Genomic DNA, 17,578 nt, shown 5'->3' on the forward strand with positions numbered 1-17,578 from the left:
GACTCAGTAAGACTAACCCACCCTACGAGACTGCCTTCACCTCAGCTTATTGAGAAGCGCCATCAGCAGCTCGCGCTCCTTCGGCTCGAGCGGCGCCAGCGTTTCACGGGTGATCGCCAGCGCGTTCGGCGCGAGCTTCTCGGCGAGCTGCTGACCGGCGCGGGTCAGGCTCACCAGCAGCCGCCGCCCGTCGTCGGGATCCTGGCTGGTCTCGGTCAGGCCGCGCGCAGTGAGACGATCGATCACGCCCTTGATGGTGGCGACGTCCATCGCCGTCAGCCGCCCGAGCTGGTTCTGCGAGCATGGCCCGGTCTCGGCCAGTTTCGACAATGCCGCCCATTGCGTCGGCGTCAGATTGGTGCCGATGTCGCGGGCGAAGATCGAACTGTGGCGCTGCCAGACCTGACGCAGGATGAAGCCGACCTGCTCGTCCAGCACGTAAGGCGACTTGGAAGGCGACTTGGCAGGCTTGACGCCCTTCTTCACCGCGACGCTTCTCGCCATCCCTTCCCCACCCCTCACAACGACAGATGCGCGTCGCGGATATCAGGACGCGCGTCGAGCTCGGCCATGGTGCCGCCGAAGCAGATGCGGCCGCGCTCGATGATGTAGGCGCGATCGGAGATCAATCGCGCGAAATGCAGATTCTGCTCGGAGACGACGATGCTGACGCCCTCCTTCTTCATGGTCAGGATGGCCTCCACCATCTGCTCCACGATCTTCGGTGACAGGCCCTCCGACGGTTCGTCCAGCAGCACCAGTGAGGGATTACCCATCAGCGTGCGCGCGATGGTGAGCATCTGCTGCTCGCCGCCACTCATGCGGCCGCCCGGCCGGTTCTTCATCTCACCCAGATTTGGGAACAGCGCGAACAGCTTTTCGCGCGTCCAGTGCGGCGCGTTCGGCCGCTTCGGCTGGCGGCCGACTTCGAGGTTTTCCTCGACGGTCAGGTCGGTGAAGATGCGCCGCTCCTCCGGAACGTAGCCGAGGCCCTCGCGCACGATCTCATGGGTCGGCCTCGCCGAGACATCCTTGCCCTCGAACATGATACGGCCGGAGCACTGCGCGACGAGGCCGACGATCGAGCGGAACGTCGTCGACTTGCCCGCGCCGTTGCGACCCAGCAGCGCCACCACCTCGCCCTCACCGACTTCGAACCCGATGTCGAACAGGATGTGGGCCGGACCGTAATGGCTGTTGAGGTCTTGCACCGTGAGCTTCATGCCGAGGTCCCCTCGCGGTGGCGGGCATCGTAGACGAGACCCTCGCCGAGATAGACCGCCTGCACCTGAGGATTGCCGCGCACCTCGGCCGGCGAGCCCTCGGCGATCAGCGCGCCGCGGTTGAGCACGATGATGCGGTCGGCATGCTCGAACACCACATCCATGTCGTGCTCGGTGAAGAGCACGCCGATCGATTTTTCCCGCGCGATGCCCGCCGTCAGCCGCATCAGATCGACGCGCTCGCGCGGCGCCATGCCGGCGGTCGGCTCGTCCATCAGGAGCAGCTTTGGCTGGTTGGCGAGCGCGACCGCAAGCTCGAGCCGCTTGAGGTCGCCATAGGCAAGCTCGCCGCAGGGCCGGTCCGCGTAGCCGCCCATGCCAACCAGTTCGAGCAGGCGGCCGGCCTCGCCGCGGTCGAACTTCGGCGCCGAGCCCCAGAGGTTGTAGAGCTGCCTCGCATGCGAAATCAGCGCGACCTGAACGTTCTCCCGCACGGTCATGGTGGCGAAGGTCGCGGTGATCTGGAACGTGCGCCCGACGCCGAGCCGCCAGACCTCACGCGGCTTCCTGCCCGTGATCTCTTCGCCGAGCAGGCGGACGTGCCCGGTATCAGGCTTGTTCTGGCCGTTGAGCATGTCGAAGCAGGTGCTCTTGCCGGCACCGTTCGGGCCGATCAGCGCCAGGATCTCGCCGGCGCGCAACGAGAACGAGACGCCGCGCACGGCGTGGATGCCGCCATAGGATTTGGTCAGGCCTTCGACCGCGAGAAGGGGGGGTGCGACGCTCATTCGGCGGACTCGATCGGCTTGGCAAGCAAGGGGGATCCCGGCGGCGAGGACTTCCTGCGGCGCTGCACCAGCATCTCCAGCATGCCGACGATGCCCTTGGGGAAGACGACGACGATCAGCACGATGAAGCCGCCGAGCACGAGCTTCGACAGATCGGTCTGGCTTACCAGCCAGATGTTCAGGGCCTTGTAGACGATAGCGCCGATCACCGCGCCCGAGACCGTCTCGACGCCGCCGAGCAGCACCATGACCAGCGCGTCGACCGACAGCGAGATACCGAGATTGTCCGGGAACACGCTGCCCTTGAGGTAGGCGAACAGCGCGCCGCCGATGCCGGCTGTCGTGCCGGCGATCACGAAAGCGGTCCACTGGATCCGCTTGGCATCGATGCCGATCGCCTCGCTGCGCAGAAGCGAGTCGCGCGTGGCGCGAAGCGCGTAGCCGAACGGCGAGAACACCATGGCCCGTAGCGCAATGGTCACCAGCGCCGCGACGCCGAGCGCAAGCCAGTAGAAATGCGACGGGCTCGCCGCCCAGCTCGACGGCCAGAGGCCCAGGATGCCGTTGTCGCCGCCGGTCACGCTCACCCACTGGAACGCAATCGACCATACGATTTGTGCAAAGGCGAGCGTCAGCATCGCGAAATAGACGCCGGAGAGCTGCACCGCGAAGAACCCGAATACAGCGGCGCCCATGCAGCCGAGCAGCGGGCCGAGCAACAGGCACACGATCATCGGCAGCCCGGCCATCTTGGCGAGGAAGGCGATGCCATAGGCGCCGAGACCGAAATAGGCGGCATGGCCGAACGACGCGAGCCCGCCGACCGACATCAGGAAGTGCAGGCTGACGGCGAAGATCACGAAGACCGCGATCTCGGAGCCGACCGTGAGGGCGTAGTTGCCGGCGAACAGCGGCAGCGTCGCCGCGACGACGAGCGCCGCAAGCGCTGCAAGACGCTCGTTCGACGTCAGCGGCCGCCAGGGATTGACGGTGAGGCCCGGGGTCTTGCGCGCGGCCGCCTCCGGCTTGCCGAACAGGCCCCAGGGCCGCACGATCAGCACCACCGCCATCACCAGGAAGACGAGAATGATTGAGATCTTCGGGAAGATCAGGATGCCGAAGGCGTTGAGCTCGGAGACCAGCACCGCCGCCACGAACGCACCGACGATGCTGCCGAGACCCCCGATCACGACCACGACGAAGACCTCGACGATAATGCGCAGATCCATGGCGTGATGCACGGCATCGCGCGGGATCTGGAGCGCACCACCGAGCGCGGCCAGGAAGACGCCGACCGCGAACACGCTCGTGAACAGCCATTTCTGATTGACGCCGAGCGCTGCGACCATGTCGCGGTCCTGCGTCGCCGCACGCACCAAGACGCCCCAGCGTGTGCGCTGGAACAGCAGCCAGAGAATGCCGAGCACGACAGGTCCGAGCACGATCAGGAACAGATCGTAGCTCGGGATGTTCTGACCGAAGAAATCGATGGCGCCCTTGAAGCCTGGCGCGCGACGGCCGACGAGATCATCGGGCCCCCAGATCAGCACGACAAGGTCCTCGACCATCAAGGTCAGGCCGAAGGTCGCGAGCAGTTGGAACAGTTCGGGTGCGTGATAGATGCGGCGCAGCAGTACCATCTCCACGATGACGCCGATCAGCGCCACTGCGAGCGCCGCCAGCACGATGCTGCCCCAGAAGCCGAACGCGCCCGAAAGCCGCTCGGTGAGCGTGAAGGCGATGTAGGCGCCGATCATGTAGAAGGCGCCATGCGCGAAATTCACGATCCGCGTGACGCCGAAGATGATCGACAGGCCCGAGGCCACCAGGAACAGCGACGCTGCGCTGGCGAGACCGGTCAGAAACTGTACGACGTAAAAGGCCATCGGCGGTCCGGGTTCAGTGTAATCGTAGGGTCGGTTAGCCCTGCAGATGCGCAGAGCGCATCTGCTCGGCGTAACCCACCACCTATTCTCGTGTGGCGCCGAAAGTGGTGGGTTACGCCTTCGGCTAACCCACCCTACGGCAGCGGCGACTAATCCTTCGGGCGCAGCTTCGCGACTTCGGCATCGCTGGGCAGATAGTCGGCGCCCTTCTTGTAGGACGAATCCACCATCACGCCCTTGCCATCCTTCAGCGCGGTCTTGCCGACGAAGGCGCCGAGCGTCGACTGGTGATCAATCTTGCGGAAGGTGATCTCGCCGAACGGCGACGGCATGGAGAGCCCTTCCGCCGCGGCAATCAGCTTCTCCGGATCGGTCGAACCGGCTTTGGCGAGGATCGCCGCCGCCGACTTGATGGTCTGATAGCCGACGATCGAGCCGAGGCGCGGATAGTCGTTATACTTGGCCTGATACGCCTTCAGGAACGCATCATGCTCGGGCGTCTTGATCGAGTACCAGGGATAGCCGGTGACAATCCAGCCCTCCGGCGTCTCGTCTTTGAGCGGATCGAGATATTCGGGCTCGCCCGTGAGGAACGAGACGACCTCGCGCCCCTTGAACAGGCCGCGGGTGTTGCCTTCGCGCACGAGCTTCACGAGGTCGGCGCCGAAGGTGACGTTGAGGATCGCCTCGGGATTGGCGGCGGCAACCGCCTGCACCACGGGACCTGCGTCGATCTTGCCCTGCGGCGGCCATTGCTCGTCGACCCACTGGATGTCCGGGCGCTTCGCCGACATCAGCTTCTTGAACACCGCGACAGCTGACTGGCCGTATTCATAGTTCGGCGCGATCGTCGCCCAGCGTTTCGCCGGCAGCTTGCTGGCTGCCTCGACCAGCATCGCCGCCTGCATGTAGTTGGAGGGGCGCAGGCGGAAGGTGTACTTGTTGCCCTTGGACCAGGTGATGGCGTCCGTCAGCGGCTCGGCCGCGAGGAAGAACACCTTCTTCTGGTTGGCGAAGTCGCTGACCGCGAGGCCGATGTTCGACAGGAAGGTGCCCGCGAGCATCGCGACGCCCTCGCTCGAGACGAGCTCGTTGGCCGCGGTCTGCGCGTCGGCCGGCTTGCCGCCGTCGTCCTTGGAGATGACGACCAGCTTCTTGCCGTTGATGCCACCGGCCGCGTTGATCTCCTCGACCGCGAGCTGCCAGCCCTTGCGATAGGGCTCGGTGAAGGCCGGCAGCAGCGAATAGCTGTTGATCTCGCCGATCTTGATGTCCTGCGCCAGGGCCGAATGAGCCATGCCGCCCGCCAGAAGCGCGAAGGCCGCGCCCACAAAATAGTTTCTCGCTCGCATCCCAACCTCCAGTTTTGAACTCTACGTCTTCAGCGTGTCTTGTCGGGGAAGCCGTGCCGCCTCCCCGGTTCAAACCCTATCTCAGACCGTCTTCGCCCTTGATCTCGGCGACCGTCAGCCCGCCGACGCGCGGCAATGGCCGGCCACTGTCGGTGACGGCGACCGCGACCATGATCTCGTTGGCGCGCGGCGCGTCGTTGATCTGCACTTCCATGCCGTCGAAATGACTGCGCACGAAGGCAGCGTCCTTGTGCCCGAGCGGAATGTCCAGCGTCGTGCCCGGACCGCTGCGCTTCTTCGAGGAGGGGATCAGAGCTGCGCCCTTGCCCAGCACCTTGCGCACCGGCGCGCCCATCTTGGGGTGGAGGATGGCGGCGGCATGCTCCAGCTCGCCGTTCTCGCCGACGGCGGCCGCCTTGCCGTAGCTCTGCGCCTTGGCGCCATCGATGCCGAGCGCGGCCACCGCGCGCTTCGACAACAGCTCGCCCAGCTCCTCGCCGATGACGATCAAGGGCGAAAGATCCTCGACGTATTTTCCGGCAAACGGATTCTCGATGACGGCGATCGCAGCCGCGCGCCGCGTCGGCGGCGAGACCTGCCGGCCCATCTCCATCTGCGTCTCTTCGACGACGGTAACGATCTTGCGGATGATCGCGCTCATGATTGTGTCCTCAAGCTCTTCCCCGTTCAGGCATGCACCGCATTCTCCAGCTGACGCGGGCGCGCTTCTTGCCGTTCAATATCTTTTGGTCCGATGACGAGCATATCACCACAAAGCTGCAACACAGCACCCTCGATCAGTCGACGATCGAATAAGCGCCGTGCACATTCCGCGCCAGATTCCAGCGCCGTGGCGATCTCATCGTGAGACAGCTCGCCGACATCGCGGGTAACGAGGCGCGCGCCCAGATCGCTGTCGGGCTGAAGCTCGTTCGCAGATTTGCGGATGATGGCTGGATGCCCGGACAGATCGACCGCGTTGGCGATCACGGTCGCGGCCGCATCGGCCTGCGAAGCGGTTGCCGCCAGCACTGTCACAGCATCGGCGATCCCGAGCGAGAAGCTGCGGCCATGGCGCCCGCTGGTCGCGACGCCCCGCACCGGGTCATCCGCATCGATCTTCATCGTCCGGATCACGCCATCGCGGTCGGGCCGGTCCATCAAGCCGACCGAAAAATGCTCGCCCGCGCCGAGATGAAGCGCGATGTCGCCACCATTGTTGACGTAAGCCCGATCGAGCGTCGCAACACGGAGCATCGCCCCCAGAATCTCCTCCGCCACGCTGCCGGCAACGGCCGCCATCGGCGTGATGAAGCAATCAGCGGCATAGGGCGCGACAGCAGCGTGCATGCGGCGCGCCACCACGCCCCTCAGTAACGTTCGCTCGTCGGCAGCCGCCCGCAGGTCCGGCAATTCCGCGCAGAGCTCGTCGAGCAGCCCCGTGAACCGCCGCGCGGCAGCCTCATAGGCCGCACGCACCTCGTCCGCCCGCCCCTTCGCCTCGACGATCAGATCAATCGGTCCATCCTGCAAATGCAGCCGCCGGCCATCAGACAGCAATGCGATCTGCGGGAGCCGCGTCATGTCCGGCGGCCCGGAATCGGATTGTGCCAGGGCAATTGGCGGACATCGTCGCCGTTCCGCACCTCGGAGAGCGGCTTCACATAATCCATGTGTCCGCCGAGTGCGGCATAGTCGGACAGCGTCATCGTGAACTCGATCGGCGCAACCAGCGCCGGCGTCGGCACATAACCGAACGCGCCTGACGGCATCTGCGTCACGTCGACCATGTAGGTGATGCCGCCGCCGGGCCAGACATAGACCGGCGCGCCGCCGCTGGTGACGCGCGTCAGCGCATCCTTCACCGAGCGCGTCAGTCGCACCGGATTGTCGGTGACTCCCGCGCGCAGCGAACCGCCCGCGCCCGCCATGAAGAGCACCGTGCACAGCGCCGGCTCGCAATTTTCCTGGATTCGCTCGACCGAGAATCTGAGATCGGCGGGCATCTCGGTCTCGATCGGCTTCAAGGCTTCGTCGAGCACGTAATACGACGAATGCTCGCCCGTGGTGGAGACCATCAGCATGGTCAGACCGGGCTTCGCTTCCTTGGCATCGAACGGCCCGAGGATCGACAAGGGATCGGAAATGTTGGTGCCGCCCCAGCCCGTGCCGGGATCGGCGACCTGGAAATAGCGGCCGGGCGTCGAGCGCCGTCCCTTCATCTTGATGCCGGTGTCGGCGATGTCGAGAAGCTTGCCGGCCTGATGCTCCGAGAGCACGCCGGTGATGTGGTCGTCGACCACGACGACCTCGTCGACCTTGCCGTGCCATTGCTTGGCGAACATGCCGATCGTCGCCGAGCCGCAGCCGACCCGCATCCGCTCTTCCCTGGAGCCGTTGACGATCGGCGGCTGTCCGGCCTGCACCACCACCGTGGCGCCCCCGTCGATGGTGAGCTCGACCGCCCTGCAATTGGCGAGATCCATCAGCGTGTCGCAGGTGACCCGCCCCTCCTTCTTGGAGCCGCCGGTCAGATGATGGACGCCGCCGAGCGACAGCATCTGCGAGCCGTATTCGCTCGTCGTGACGTGACCGACCGCCTCGCCTTGCGCGCGGACGGTCGCGGTTTCCGGGCCGAGATAGCGGTCGGTGTCGATCTTCACCTTGACGCCGCAATAGGAGAAGATGCCCTCGGTGACCACAGTCACCATGTCGACGCCGTCGACCTCGGCGGAGACGATGAACGGCGCCGGCTTGTAGTCGGGATAGGTCGTGCCCGCGCCGATCGCGGTGACGAAGGTTGAAGGCTCGTGGACGATCTTGCCGTCCCAGTCTTCGGTGCGACTGAACGGAACGAGCTTGCCGCCGTGCGAGACGGTGCGCTCCAGGATCACATGTGGATCGACGCGGACGAGCTTGCCGTCGTGATTGGCGTAGCGGTCGCAGGCTCCCGCCGCGCCCGGCTTGATGTAGCACATCACCGGACAAGCATCGCAGCGGATCTTGTCAATGACGGCGCTCGTCGTTTCAGTCACCATGTCGGGGCCGGCAACGTTGCGGTTATCATTCGTATACGAACGATGTTGCGCGCGGTCCCCCGCGGCTGTCAAGCGGCGGTGCGGCGCAAAAGATGCGACTGCCGCATAAAACCTCATCTGCCTATCGGCTCTGTCCACAAAGAAGGCGATCGCGCTGCAGTGCGGCATGCACGGCTTGCACGTTTGTGTACAAACGGTATCGTCGCGGCGTAGAGTTTTACGCGGGCTTGGGAACGAGGATGACGCAGACACCGATCCGCCTCACCGTGAACGGCAGGATCCACGAAGTCACGGCAGAACGCCAGACGCCGCTGCTCTATGTGCTGCGCAACGATCTCGCGCTCAACGGTCCGAAATATGGTTGCGGCCTCGGCGAATGCGGCACCTGTACTGTCCTGATCGACGGAGCCGCGGCGCGCTCCTGCGTCATTCCGGTGAGCGGCTGCGCCGGCCGCGACATCGTGACGCTCGAAGGCCTCGGCACCCGCGACAAGCCCGACGTCGTGCAACAGGCCTTCATCGACGAGCAGGCCGCTCAGTGCGGCTACTGTCTCAACGGCATGGTCATGACCACCAAGGCGCTGCTCGCGATCAATCCGCGGCCGACCGAACAGGAGGCGCTGGCGGCTTTGCGGTACAATCTCTGCCGCTGCGGCACGCATGTCGAAATCCTGCGCGCGGTGATGCGCGCATCCGGCCAGCTCACTGAGGCGGCTGATTGATGGCCTCCCCTGTTTCGAACGGAGCTGAGCAGCCATCGGGTTCGCTCGTCGTCGTCCGCTCGGTCGACGAGGTCACGTCCGAGACCTTCGTCCGCATCACCGCGGATGGCTCGGTCACGGCCTATAACGGCCATGTCGATCTCGGCACCGGCATCCGCACCGCCCTCGGCCAGATCGTCGCCGAAGAGCTCGATGTCTCCTTTGCGCGCGTCGTGGTCGTGCTCGGCGACACGTCGGTGGTGCCGAACCAGGGCGCGACGATCGCCAGCGAGACCATCCAGATCACCGCCGTGCCCTTGCGGAAGGCCGCGGCGCAGGCGCGACACTTCCTGATCGCGCGCGCGGCCGAGCGGCTGGAGCTGCCGGTCTCCGAGCTGCGGATCGAGGACGGCCTCATGCGCGGGCACGACAACCGCAGCGTCAGCTATGGCGAGCTGATCGGCGGCGAGACGATTCGTCTCGAGCTTGCCGATGACGTCGCAGTGAAGCCTGTCGGCGACTATACGATCGTCGGCCAATCCGTGCCGCGCGTCGATCTGCCGGCCAAGGCCACGGGCGAGCTGACCTTCGTGCACGACATCCGGGTATCCGGCATGCTGCACGGCCGCGTGGTGCGGCCACCCTATGCCGGCGTCGATGCCGGACCGTTCGTCGGCACCAGCCTGCTCGCGGTCGATGAATCCTCGGTGCGCGACATTCCCGGCTTGATCGCGGTGGTGCGCATCGGCGATTTCGTCGGCGTTGTCGCCGAGCGCGAGGAGAATGCGATCCGCGCGGCGGAGCAGCTCAAGGTGAGCTGGAAGCCGACACCCACCCTGACCGACCTTGCCGATGTCGAGACGGCACTGCGCGCCAATCCGTCGACGCCGCGCACGCTGATCGACAAGGGCGAGGTCGACAAGGCGATATCAGGCGCGGCCAGGCCGATGCAGCGCACTTACGTGTGGCCGTATCAGATGCACGCCTCGATCGGCCCGTCCTGTGCGGTCGCCGATTATCAGGACGGCAACATCCGGGTCTGGTCAGGCACGCAGAATCCGCACGTGCTGCGCAGCGACCTTGCGCTTCTGATCGAACGTTTCGAGAGCGAGATCGAGGTGATCCGGCTCGAAGCAGCAGGCTGCTACGGCCGCAACTGCGCCGACGACGTCACCGCCGACGCGCTGCTGTTGTCGCGCGCGGTCGGCCGGCCCGTCCGCGTGCAATTGACGCGCGAGCAGGAGCACGCCTGGGAACCCAAGGGCACCGCTCAGCTCATCGACGTCAATGGCGGGCTCGATGCCGACGGCGGCATTGCCGGTTACGATCTCGCCACGCGCTACCCCTCGAACGCCGCCCCGACGCTGGCACTCCTGCTGACCGGCCGCATCTCGCCCGAGCCCGCAGTGCTTCAGATGGGCGACCGCACCGCGATCCCGCCCTACGACTACGACCACATGCGCGTCGTCGCCCACGATATGCCCCCGATCGTGCGCGCCTCATGGTTCCGCGGCGTCTCTGCACTGCCGAACACCTTCGCGCATGAATCCTACATCGACGAGGCCGCGACGGAGGCCGGCGTTGACCCGATCGAATATCGCCTGCGCTATCTCAAAGACCAGCGCGCGATCGATCTCGTCAATGCGGTGGCCGAACGCGCGGGCTGGCGGCCTCGGCCGGTCCGCGAGGAGAAAGACGGCGAAGTCGTGCACGGGCGGGGCTTTGCCTACGCGCTTTATGTCCACAGCAAGTTTCCCGGCTATGGCGCGGCGTGGTCGGCCTGGGTCGCCGATGTCGCGGTGAACAAGACGACCGGCGACGTCAGCGTCACGCGCGTCGTCGCGGGCCAGGATTCCGGATTGATGATCAACCCGGACGGCGTGCGCCATCAGATCCATGGCAACGTCATCCAGTCCACCAGCCGCGCGCTGATGGAGGAGGTCTCGTTCGAGCGCGGCGCGGTGGCGGCGCGCGAATGGGGCGCCTATCCGATCATCCCCTTCCCCGACGTGCCCAAGATCGACGTCCTGATGCTGCCGCGCCAGGACCAGCCGCCGCTCGGCGTCGGCGAATCCGCCTCGGTGCCGAGCGCGGCAGCGATCGCGAATGCGATCTTCGATGCCACCGGGGTGCGCTTTCGCGAGCCACCGTTCACGCCTGAGCGAATCCTGAAAGGGCTGCACGGCGATGCGGCGGCCACGCCGCAGGCCCTGCCAGCGCCCGCCGCCCCGACGCCGTCCCCCATCTGGCGGAGCCCGTTCGTCAAACGCGCCGGCATCTTCGCGACATTCGCGGCCGCCTGCACCGCCGCAATCGGCGTCGGCGCAGCGCTGCTCCCGGCGCGCGCGATCGCACCCATCGCGCGACCCGACGCATCGGTCTATTCCGCAGCAACGATCGCCCGCGGCCAGCAACTGGCGGCGCTCGGCAATTGCGCGGAATGCCACACCTCGATCGGCGGCGCGCTCAATGCGGGCGGCCGTGCGCTGCAAACGCCGTTCGGCACGATCTACTCGACCAACATCACCCCCGATGTCGAGACCGGCATCGGCGCCTGGTCCTACCCCGCCTTCGAGCGCGCGATGCGCGATGGGCTGCATCGCGACGGACGGCAGCTCTATCCCGCCTTCCCCTACACGCATTTTTCAAAGACCAGCGAGGCCGACCTGCAGGCGCTCTATGCCTACTTGATGGCACAGCCTGCAGTGCGCCCGGCACAGCCCGCCAACACGCTCGCCTTCCCGTTCAATCTGCGCCCGCTGCTCGCCGGATGGAACGCGCTGTTCCACCAGACGCGCGAGTTCAAGCCCGATCCCGGCAAGCCCGAGCTTTGGAATCGCGGCGCTTATCTGGTCGAGGGTCTCGGCCATTGCAGTGCCTGCCATTCGCCGCGCAATGCGCTCGGGGCCGAGCCGCGTGAGGCCTATCTCGCCGGCGGCTTTGCCGAGGGCTGGGAGGCGCCCGCGCTGACGTCGCGGTCCCGCGCGCCGATCCCATGGAGCGAGGACGAACTCTTTGCCTACTTGCGCACCGGCCATTCGCGCTATCACGGCGTCGCGGCCGGCCCGATGGCACCTGTAGTCAGGGACCTCAAAGCTCTGCCGGATCAGGACATCCGCGCGATGGCGGTCTATCTCAACTCCTTCAACGACGCCGCGCCCGACTGGCAGGCGCAGGATGCGCTCGCCACCAGGCTCGAGAACGCGACCCAGGTCACCGTCGCCTCATCCACCGGCGCCCGGCTCTACCAGGGCGCCTGCGCCGTCTGCCACGAGGTCGGCGGCCTGCCGCTGTTCGGCACACGCCCCTCTCTCGCGCTGAACAGCAACCTGCACAGCGCAACGGCGGACAATCTCGTGCAAATCATCCTGCACGGCATCGCCGAGCCCGTCTCCAGTGACCTCGGCTATATGCCCGCGTTCAGGAACAGCATGAGCGATGCGCAGGTCGAGGAGCTCGTCACGTTCCTGCGCAGGCAGTTCGCACCCGACAAGCCCGCTTGGACCAACGTGAGCGAGACCATCGCACGCGTGCGGTCGTCGACGCAGTAGATCAAGCGTGCTTCTTGATCTCCACCGGCGGCGTGCCGTGGGTGTGAAACGACTCGATCGTCTTCAGGCCCCAGGCCTGGCCCTTCTTGCGCTCCTCCTCGGTCCACACGATCGGCTTCCAGTCGGGCGCGAGGATGAGGCGCGCGCCGGCATTGGCGACTTCGACGCGGTTGCCGCCGGGCTCGTAGACGTAGAGGAAGAAAGTCTGCTGGATCGCGTGCTTGTGCGGGCCGGTCTCGATGTGGACGCCGTTCTCCAGGAAGATGTCGGCGGCGCGCAGAATCTCCTCGCGGCTGTCGAGCGCATAGGTGACGTGGTGGAAGCGGCCGCGCACGCCTGAATGGTCGAGCGAATAGGCGAAGTCGTAGCTCTTGTTCGACATGGTCAGCCACATCGCGGCCTCGCGGCCGTCATTGAGCACGATCTGCTCGGTCAGGCGGCAACCGAGATAGGTCTCGAAGAATTCGCGGTTGGCCTTGATGTCGACGGCAAGACAGTTGAGATGGTCGAGCCGGCGGACGTTGACGCCGCGGGCCGGAAAGCGCTGCGCCTGGTTCTTCAGCGCGGGCTTGAGCTCGGGCGGCGCCTGATACCATTCGGTCTCGTAATAGAGCTCGACGATGTGGCCATCGGGATCACGGCAGCGGAAGGTCGGCCCCTGCCCCATGTCGCCGTCGATCCAGCCGATGTCGAAACCGGAGCCCTTCAGCGCCGCGACCCGACGCTCCAGCGCCTGCTGGCTGCGCGCGCGCAGCGCCATGTGCTCCATGCCCGAGGTCTTCGACGCCGTGAGCTTGAGCGAATAGCGCTCGTAATCGTCCCAGCCGCGCAAATAGACCGACTCGCCCTTCTGTCCGCTGACGGTCATGCCCATGACGTCGACGAAGAATTTCAGGCTCTCGTCGGGCTTCGGCGTCAGCAACTCCATATGGCCGAGATGAGCGAGATCGAGGATTGGTTCGGGGTGCATGTTTTCCTCCAGGGACGTCGCTGCGATCCGCTAGACCGAGGGGGCCATTGGGCACAACAACGCGCGCCCTGAGCGGCAGTAATGATTACAATTTCATTTGTACTAATGTACAAATGATTAGGTCCCGTCAACAAATCAACCGCCGCGCCGTCGCAAATGGCTCGCCCGGCCGCTCGCGTCGGTCCTCCGGGGCGTCGTCAGCCTGCCCGGATGGTAAAATCTTCCTTAAGAGGGCCTCTGCCCCCACGGCCTCGAAATGCAGCATTTTCCCGGCGTTTCGCGCTCCAAATTCGCATTTGCGACAAAGCTCCCGACCGAATTACCGCGGATTTAACGGAGCGGGCGCGCCCGGCGTTTAACCCTTTGTCCAGCGACGGCCGCGCATAGTCCGGAGCAAATCCCTTGCTCTTGCCGGGTTCATTGATCGTGACATCCTTTGGACGCGTGATTTCGGTACGCGGGTCGCTCGCCCGGGTCGGGCTTCTGGCGACCAGCCAGATGCCGATCTCGGAAGTTCGGGCGACCGTCGGCCGCTTCGTCAGCATTCGCTGCGCCAGCTCGGTCATCGTTGCGATGATCACCGAGGTCTCCTGCGAGAATCTGTCGAGTCCCGACAACTACATCGCCATCGCCTCGGTCGACCTGCTCGGCGAAATCCTCAATGCCGCGGACAAGGCCAAATTCCAGCGCGGCGTCACCAATTATCCGACCATCGGCGATGCCGTCGACCTGATCACCAGTCAGGAGCTGCGCACGATCTACGCGCCGACCGGGTCGGACCAGATCAATGTCGGCTTCCTCCAGCAGGACCGCTCGGTCGTCGCCTATGTCGACGTCGAGGAAATGCTGTCCAAGCACTTCGCAGTGCTGGGATCGACCGGCGTCGGCAAATCGACCGGCGTCTCGCTCCTGCTCAACGAGATCCTGAAGGCGCGGCCGAACCTTCGCATCTTCCTGCTCGACGTCCACAACGAATATGGCCGCTGCTTCGGCGACCGCGCGCTGGTGCTCAACCCGCGTAACCTGAAGCTGCCGTTCTGGCTGTTCAACTTCGAGGAAATCGTCGACGTGCTGTTCGGGGGCCGCGCCGGCGTGCCCGAGGAGCTCGACATCCTGGCCGAGGTGATCCCGCTGGCCAAGGGCGCCTATACCCAGTACCAGAACGCCGACCGCATCGGCCTCAAGCGCATCGATCCCAAGCAGATCGGCTACACCGTCGACACGCCGGTGCCCTATCGCCTGGTCGACCTGCTGTCGCTGATCGACGAGCGCATGGGCAAGCTCGAGAACCGTTCCTCGCGCATCATCTATCACAAGCTGATCTCGCGCATCGAGGCCGTGCGCAACGACCCGCGCTACACCTTCATGTTCGACAACGCCAATGTCGGTGGCGACACCATGGCCGAGGTGATCAGCCATCTGTTCCGCCTGCCGGCGAACGGCAAGCCGATGACGGTGATGCAACTCGCCGGCTTCCCGGCCGAAGTCATCGATTCCGTCGTCTCGGTGCTCTGCCGCATGGCCTTCGATTTCGGCCTGTGGAGCGACGGCGTCTCGCCGCTGCTGTTCGTCTGCGAGGAGGCGCATCGCTATGCCTCCGCCGACCGCAACATCGGCTTCGGGCCGACCCGCAAGGCAGTGTCGCGCATCGCCAAGGAAGGGCGCAAATACGGCGTCTATCTCGGCCTCATCACCCAGCGTCCGGCCGAACTCGACGCCACCATCATCTCCCAGTGCAACACGCTGTTCACGATGCGTCTCGCCAACGACCGCGACCAGGCGCTGCTGCGCGCCGCGGTGTCGGACGCGGCCGCGAACCTGCTCTCCTTCGTGCCGTCGCTCGGCACGCGCGAAGTGCTGGCCTTCGGCGAAGGCGTCGCACTGCCGACGCGCCTGCGCTTCAAGGAGGTGCCGCCGCACCAATTGCCTCGCGGCGAGGCCACCATCTCCAGCGTGCCGTCCGTCACCTCCGGCCACGACATGCATTTCGTCAGCGCCGTGCTCGAGCGCTGGCGCGGCGCCACCTCGCAGCGCGACGTGCCGAACGACCCCGTGTTCTCGGCACCGCCGGCGAAGATGATGTCCAGCGTCGAAGCCCCGATGCTGCAACCATCGATGGGACTTGATCCGGACCGCTTCTCGCTGTTGAAGAAGCCGCTGCGGTAAGGGACGGACACCGCCTCCTCGAATTCCGCTGTCATGCCCCGGCTTGACCGGGGCATCCAGTACGCTGCAGCTCCTCGGCTCAATCACTAACGCCTCTGGAATACTGTCATCGCCCGATTAAATCGGGCGATGACAGCAAGTGTGTGGCACGCGCCTCCATCGTCTCACGTTGAGGCCGCCACCCGCATCGACTATGGTTGCCGGCCTCAAGCCGGAACCATGCCCATGACAAAAGCCGCGCAACGCTTCCCCGCACCCGCCCTCGACACGCTGCCCGACGACATCCGCACGCGGCTTCTCGCAGTGCAGGAGAAGAGCGGCTTCGTGCCGAACGTGTTCCTGACGCTGGCCTATCGTCCCGACGAGTTCCGCGCCTTCTTCGCCTATCACGACGCGCTGATGGAGAAGGACGGCGGCCTCACCAAGGCCGAGCGCGAGATGATCGTGGTGGCGACGTCGGCGGCGAACCAGTGCCAATATTGCGTGATCGCCCACGGCGCGATCCTGCGCATCCGCGCCAAGAATCCGCTGATTGCCGATCAGGTCGCCGTGAACTACCGCAAGGCCGACATCACGCCACGGCAGAAGGCGATGCTCGACTTCGCGATGAAGGTCTCGACTGACGCGCAGCGGATTTCCGAGGACGATTTCGGTGCGCTCCAACCGTACGGCTTCAGCGACGACGACATCTGGGACATCGCCGCGATCGCCGCCTTCTTCGCACTGTCGAACCGGCTGGCGAATTTCACCGGCATGCGCCCGAACGAAGAGTTCTACCTGATGGGACGACTGCCGAAGAGGTGATGGGCAAGACATGACCGAGCTGGACTGGCCCGAAATCCTGCTTCGCCTCGGCGCAGCGACGCTCGCCGGCGGCGCGATCGGCCTGAACCGCGACCTGCACGGCAAGCCGATCGGGCTGAAGACGCTCGGCATCGTCGGGCTCTCCACCGCAACCGTCGTGCTGCTCGCAGTCCAGTTCGCCGAGCCCGACAAGATGACCGACGCGGCGAGCCGTGTGATCCAGGGCATCCTGACCGGCATCGGCTTTCTCGGTGCCGGAGTCATCGTCCACGAGAGCGACCGCTTTCGCGTACGGGGCCTGACCAGCGCGGCCTGCACCTTTCTCGCCGCCTGTCTCGGCATTGCCTGCGGCGCCGGACAATGGAAGATCGTCCTGGTCGCACTGGCCTTCGCCTTCGTTCTGCTCACGATCGGCCGCCGCGTCGAGCGCTGGCTGCATCGCGCACTCGGCGGCAGAGAGGATCCGCACCGGCCGGGGGCCCCGCCGCCTGCGGGTTCCCCGAGGTAGCGGCTGGAACCGAAGCCGCCGGCCCCAAAGCGGCCTCAGCAGTGCGAGCGCCGTGAGCACCGCGCTGAGCGCTCACGTCTTCCGCCGCAGGCTCCAGAGACTTCCAATGCCCAGGATAGCGGTCACGAGCAGGATCGCAACGAAGGTCTGGATGATCGTGAAGTTCAGGGCATCGCGCGCAACAAACAGCGCGGTGACTGCGCCGGCGATGATGAAGAGAATGCGAAAGATAAGGCTCATGACAATGTCTCCAGGTCCGCATGACATGGAGCCGACCTGACCTCTCGGGACCGGGCGCGATACTGGTTCGGCGATCATGCAACCGGACCATAGCCGCCGGCTGCCGCCGCGAACTTGCGGAAGATCAAGCGTGTCCGGGCCGCCAAGCCGCTAGCGCTTCGCCATCAACTCGAGCGCCGGAGCAAAGCGCTCGGCAAATGTCAACGTCCTGGCGTGGTGAACCGCGGCAAACGATGCCGAGATCCCTGCTGAGACGACGGCGAGCAAGGCAACGACAAAAACCAGACGGCGCATTCCGGCCTCCTGTGTAAGCTCGATACCCCAAGAAATGGGGTGGCCCTGTTTCAGGAC

16 protein-coding genes are annotated in these 17,578 nt (G+C 65.5%); 5 read left to right on the forward strand and 11 right to left on the reverse strand.

Going from position 1 to position 17,578, the window contains the following annotated elements:
- Positions 1–36: 36 nt before the first annotated feature.
- From IC50_RS05280 to IC50_RS05315, 8 genes are all read right to left on the reverse strand, one after another.
- On the reverse strand, positions 37–504 hold the full coding sequence (locus IC50_RS05280; RefSeq protein WP_035701351.1) for a MarR family winged helix-turn-helix transcriptional regulator: 468 nt from the start codon (positions 502–504) through the stop codon (positions 37–39).
- A gap of 14 nt (positions 505–518) precedes the next feature.
- Positions 519–1,223, reverse strand: coding sequence for an ABC transporter ATP-binding protein (locus IC50_RS05285; protein ID WP_035701355.1), 705 nt, complete (start codon positions 1,221–1,223; stop codon positions 519–521).
- Positions 1,220–2,011 carry an ABC transporter ATP-binding protein gene (locus IC50_RS05290; RefSeq protein ID WP_035701357.1) on the reverse strand — a complete coding sequence of 264 codons (792 nt, stop codon included), beginning with the start codon at positions 2,009–2,011 and terminating at the stop codon, positions 1,220–1,222. Before IC50_RS05290 ends, IC50_RS05285 begins: the two co-directional genes overlap by 4 nt.
- Positions 2,008–3,897, reverse strand: coding sequence for an ABC transporter permease (locus IC50_RS05295; RefSeq protein WP_035701359.1), 1,890 nt, complete (start codon positions 3,895–3,897; stop codon positions 2,008–2,010). The genes IC50_RS05290 and IC50_RS05295 overlap by 4 nt, the downstream gene beginning before the upstream one ends.
- Positions 3,898–4,046: 149 nt before the next feature.
- Positions 4,047–5,249 (reverse strand): ABC transporter substrate-binding protein, encoded by a 1,203-nt coding sequence (locus IC50_RS05300; RefSeq protein ID WP_035701360.1) that lies wholly within the window; start codon positions 5,247–5,249, stop codon positions 4,047–4,049.
- A gap of 76 nt (positions 5,250–5,325) precedes the next feature.
- Positions 5,326–5,910 carry an amino acid synthesis family protein gene (locus IC50_RS05305; protein ID WP_035701362.1) on the reverse strand — a complete coding sequence of 195 codons (585 nt, stop codon included), beginning with the start codon at positions 5,908–5,910 and terminating at the stop codon, positions 5,326–5,328.
- A gap of 26 nt (positions 5,911–5,936) precedes the next feature.
- Entirely contained in the window at positions 5,937–6,833 is an 897-nt protein-coding gene (locus IC50_RS05310; RefSeq protein WP_035701363.1) for a UPF0280 family protein, read from the reverse strand.
- Positions 6,830–8,287 carry a hypothetical protein gene (locus IC50_RS05315; RefSeq protein WP_035701366.1) on the reverse strand — a complete coding sequence of 486 codons (1,458 nt, stop codon included), beginning with the start codon at positions 8,285–8,287 and terminating at the stop codon, positions 6,830–6,832. Before IC50_RS05315 ends, IC50_RS05310 begins: the two co-directional genes overlap by 4 nt.
- Positions 8,288–8,526: 239 nt before the next feature.
- Between IC50_RS05315 and IC50_RS05320 the strand changes: the two genes are divergently transcribed.
- Positions 8,527–9,009 carry a (2Fe-2S)-binding protein gene (locus tag IC50_RS05320; RefSeq protein ID WP_035701369.1) on the forward strand — a complete coding sequence of 161 codons (483 nt, stop codon included), beginning with the start codon at positions 8,527–8,529 and terminating at the stop codon, positions 9,007–9,009.
- Complete coding sequence (locus IC50_RS05325) at positions 9,009–12,539, forward strand: molybdopterin cofactor-binding domain-containing protein (protein ID WP_035701370.1); 3,531 nt, start codon at positions 9,009–9,011, stop codon at positions 12,537–12,539. Before IC50_RS05320 ends, IC50_RS05325 begins: the two co-directional genes overlap by 1 nt.
- 1 nt (position 12,540) lies before the next feature.
- Here IC50_RS05325 and IC50_RS05330 read toward each other — a convergent pair whose 3' ends face one another.
- On the reverse strand, positions 12,541–13,509 hold the full coding sequence (locus IC50_RS05330) for a catechol 2,3-dioxygenase (protein ID WP_035701373.1): 969 nt from the start codon (positions 13,507–13,509) through the stop codon (positions 12,541–12,543).
- 426 nt (positions 13,510–13,935) lie between these two features.
- On the opposite strand from IC50_RS05330, the gene IC50_RS05335 reads away from it, so the two are divergent.
- From IC50_RS05335 to IC50_RS05345, 3 genes are all read left to right on the forward strand, one after another.
- Positions 13,936–15,675, forward strand: coding sequence for an ATP-binding protein (locus tag IC50_RS05335; protein WP_035701417.1), 1,740 nt, complete (start codon positions 13,936–13,938; stop codon positions 15,673–15,675).
- A gap of 225 nt (positions 15,676–15,900) precedes the next feature.
- Entirely contained in the window at positions 15,901–16,479 is a 579-nt protein-coding gene (locus IC50_RS05340) for a peroxidase-related enzyme (RefSeq protein ID WP_035701376.1), read from the forward strand.
- A gap of 10 nt (positions 16,480–16,489) precedes the next feature.
- On the forward strand, positions 16,490–16,987 hold the full coding sequence (locus IC50_RS05345; protein ID WP_035701378.1) for an MgtC/SapB family protein: 498 nt from the start codon (positions 16,490–16,492) through the stop codon (positions 16,985–16,987).
- 72 nt (positions 16,988–17,059) lie between these two features.
- Here the strand turns inward: IC50_RS05345 and IC50_RS42365 are convergent, their stop codons facing one another.
- Together IC50_RS42365 and IC50_RS42370 are read right to left on the reverse strand one after the other, a co-directional pair.
- Positions 17,060–17,227, reverse strand: coding sequence for a hypothetical protein (locus IC50_RS42365; RefSeq protein ID WP_193374090.1), 168 nt, complete (start codon positions 17,225–17,227; stop codon positions 17,060–17,062).
- A gap of 150 nt (positions 17,228–17,377) precedes the next feature.
- Entirely contained in the window at positions 17,378–17,521 is a 144-nt protein-coding gene (locus tag IC50_RS42370; protein WP_193374091.1) for a hypothetical protein, read from the reverse strand.
- Positions 17,522–17,578: the final 57 nt, after the last annotated feature.

Source organism: Bradyrhizobium genomosp. I (2014), from assembly GCF_000261685.1.
Lineage (GTDB): Bacteria > Pseudomonadota > Alphaproteobacteria > Rhizobiales > Xanthobacteraceae > Bradyrhizobium.